We start from the raw sequence: 2,758 nt of genomic DNA, 5'->3' as shown, positions 1-2,758 counted from the left end.
TGGTAACTGCATCAACAGGTGGGGTCTCGAACATCGGTATTCCACCGACACCCATTCCCATGTTCACGTGACAGGGGATTGGAGATTTATCAACTGCTGCTTTGGCAAACGTTACTGATCTTGCCAAGTTCCATGAGGTACTGTGACCGGTACTGGTGTTACATACAGGACCAAACAGGTTCGCTCCTGCCTTAGCAACAAGTGGTGCCTGTTCATGAGGCCAGAGTCCTGCAAGGGTTGTACCATCGTACTCGAATTCACCATGCATACCAAGTATGGATTCTGAGGCCATTCCTGCTTCTATGTAGATGTTTGGGAACCTCTTTCTAAGGGCTTCCATTGCGTTTAAGGTTGCATAGAAATCCCCATCACCGGCTGCTGCGATTGTATCGAAGTTAACACCATCGGATGCGGATTTATAGAGTTTATCCACTGTCCATATCATGTCATTGGTCAGTTCCTCAGCTGCGCCTTCGATTTCTTCCTTTGCTTCCTGGAGTTTGAATTCTCTCATCAGGTCGGATGGGTTCTTGAAAGGTCCATCCGGCTGGTAGTAGAGTCCCATATTCGGCATGGCACCATACAGCAGTGGAACAGTCATATTCTGCTGGCAGACTTCCATGGTCTGGCATTCCTGTGAAACCACTGGTTTTACAGGTTTGAAACTGTAATCGATATGACCCAGTTCCATGGTATCTGTACCGAAGGCACGCTCGTGTGTCATAACACCTGTCAGCCTGCTGGCAGGGATTCCTGTACCACTGTTACCCTGGTCTCCATCAATTCTGAGTGTACCGATGTCGTGGGTCACAGGTACTTCATTTCCGCGGTCGACGCTTGCCATTTTCTGTGGTGACATCAAGATGTCTGCGAGTTTTTCTTTTTCATCATCACTAAGTGCCGGCACGCCACCGAGTTCAGCAGCATCATTTGTACCAGCTTCAATATCTTCCATTATCCTGTCTTTGGAATGGTATTCAGTTGTGGAATCTCCCATTCGTATTCTATATCCATTTGCCATTTTTTAGATCCCCCTTTAATTTATTTGGATGCACCAAGTTTCTCTTTGGTCTTGTTCACAGCGATGCTTGCGTTTTCTGCATATATGTCTGCACCGATCTTGTCAGCCCATGCCTGGGTTGCGGGTGCTCCACCGACCATTACAACGATGTTGTCTCTTAAACCAGCTTCTTTGAGCAGTTCGATGATATCCTTCTGACCAAGTAGTGTTGTAGTCATGAGTGCAGAAATTCCAACCACATTGGCATTGACTTCTTTTATTTTGTCAATGAATTCCTGTGCAGGTACATCTCTTCCGATGTCATAAACCTCAAATCCGGCTGCCTGGAGCATGGTGGATACGATGGATTTACCGATATCGTGTACATCTCCTTCAACTGTACCATTGACCACGACACCCAGTGGTTTACCTTTTTGTTCTGTAGGCAAGTCTTCTTCGAGTACCTTGACTGCTTCTGTCATCGCTTCAGCAGCCATCATAACATGCGGTAAAAAGAGTTTACCTCTCTCAAACCTCATACCGACTTCGTTCATACCGGCTGCGAGCCCATTCTCAATAATGTCTGAAGCTTCCAGGTCGCCCCTTGCTTTGTTTACTGCATCTATTACATTATCCTTCTTGCAGGACAATATAGCATCCGCTATTTCTTTTAGTAATGCTTCTCTCTCTGCCATTGATACTCCCCCTTTGAGTTAACACAATGTTAACCTGGGTATTTTCAGAATTTTTAAATTAAGTTAGTAGTTGTGTAATAACTACAGTAGTAACACTCCACACAACCCTTATATAAATATTATTTATGTTGCAAATATCTTCACACAACCCTAACTTAATTAGTTATCTATTTTATGTATTATATAAAAACTTTTTTTCTATTATCTAATACATAAAGGTTATATAAAATTAAGATTGAAAACAATTTCCTAAGTAAAAAAAAGCACTAGGTGAAATATTTAATTGCAACCACTGTTTACTCAATATCTATTTTTAAGCGTGTTTTAAAATATTATAACTAAAAACTGTTTTTCTGGGGGTGTAGTATATAAAACAGAAGATAATTATAAATTATACTAAAAATGATTATTTAATCTTAATTTTCTTTGTCATTTTTACTTGACTTTTGATTTAAATGAATATACCAAATGGAGTACATAGGCATGAAAATTGGAGTATATATATGCCATTGTGGGTTAAATATTGCACATGTTGTAAACATGGAGATCCTCAGGGATAAAATAAAACAAGAATTTGATGATATAGAGATTGTTAAAGATATACAGTTCATGTGTTCTGATACAGGACAGGAAACAATCTTACAGGATATAAAAGAGCATGATATTGAGAGAGTCCTTATAGCAGCATGTTCACCCAAATTGCATGAAAAAACATTCCAGCAGGTGCTTGAAAATGCTGGATTGAATCCATATTTGCTGGAAATTGTAAATATCCGGGAACAATGTTCATGGGTTCATAAACAACACCCTGAAATGGCAACTCAAAAAGCTTTTGATTTAATTAAAATGGGTGTTGCCAAATTGAAAAACCTTGATCCTCTTGAAGTAAAAAAAGTTTCGATAAACAGGGATGTACTTGTTATCGGAGGAGGTGTATCAGGCATAGAATCAGCACTCAATCTGGCAGAAGCGGGTTATTATGTTCATATGGTTGAAAAAGAGCCCAGTATAGGCGGCAAGATGGCACTGTTAAATGAAGTATTTCCGACAAATGACTGTTCCA

General features: G+C 40.3%; 3 protein-coding genes. 1 reads left to right on the top strand and 2 read right to left on the bottom strand.

Annotated elements, in window-relative coordinates:
• Together mtbB and mtbC are read right to left on the bottom strand one after the other, a co-directional pair.
• A partial coding sequence (gene mtbB, locus ACLFMM_RS09770; RefSeq protein ID WP_410808544.1) for a [dimethylamine--corrinoid protein] Co-methyltransferase occupies window positions 1-1,021 on the bottom strand: 1,021 nt, incomplete at its 3' end.
• A 20-nt stretch (window positions 1,022-1,041) separates the two neighbouring features.
• Window positions 1,042-1,695 carry a dimethylamine corrinoid protein MtbC gene (gene mtbC / locus ACLFMM_RS09765; protein ID WP_410808543.1) on the bottom strand — a complete coding sequence of 218 codons (654 nt, stop codon included), beginning with the start codon at window positions 1,693-1,695 and terminating at the stop codon, window positions 1,042-1,044.
• A 483-nt stretch (window positions 1,696-2,178) separates the two neighbouring features.
• Between mtbC and ACLFMM_RS09760 the strand changes: the two genes are divergently transcribed.
• Window positions 2,179-2,758 (top strand): FAD-dependent oxidoreductase (locus ACLFMM_RS09760; RefSeq protein ID WP_410808542.1); only part of this gene is annotated, 580 nt, incomplete at its 3' end.

The organism is Methanohalobium sp., assembly GCF_046546175.1.
Taxonomy (GTDB): Archaea; Halobacteriota; Methanosarcinia; order Methanosarcinales; family Methanosarcinaceae; genus Methanohalobium.
This window is presented reverse-complemented; position numbering and strand designations above follow the sequence as displayed.

Excerpts from the sequence above, each read along its gene's own strand:
- mtbC (WP_410808543.1), bottom strand. The coding sequence starts at position 1,695 with ATGGCAGAGAGAGAAGCATTACTAAAAGAAATAGCGGATGCTATATTG.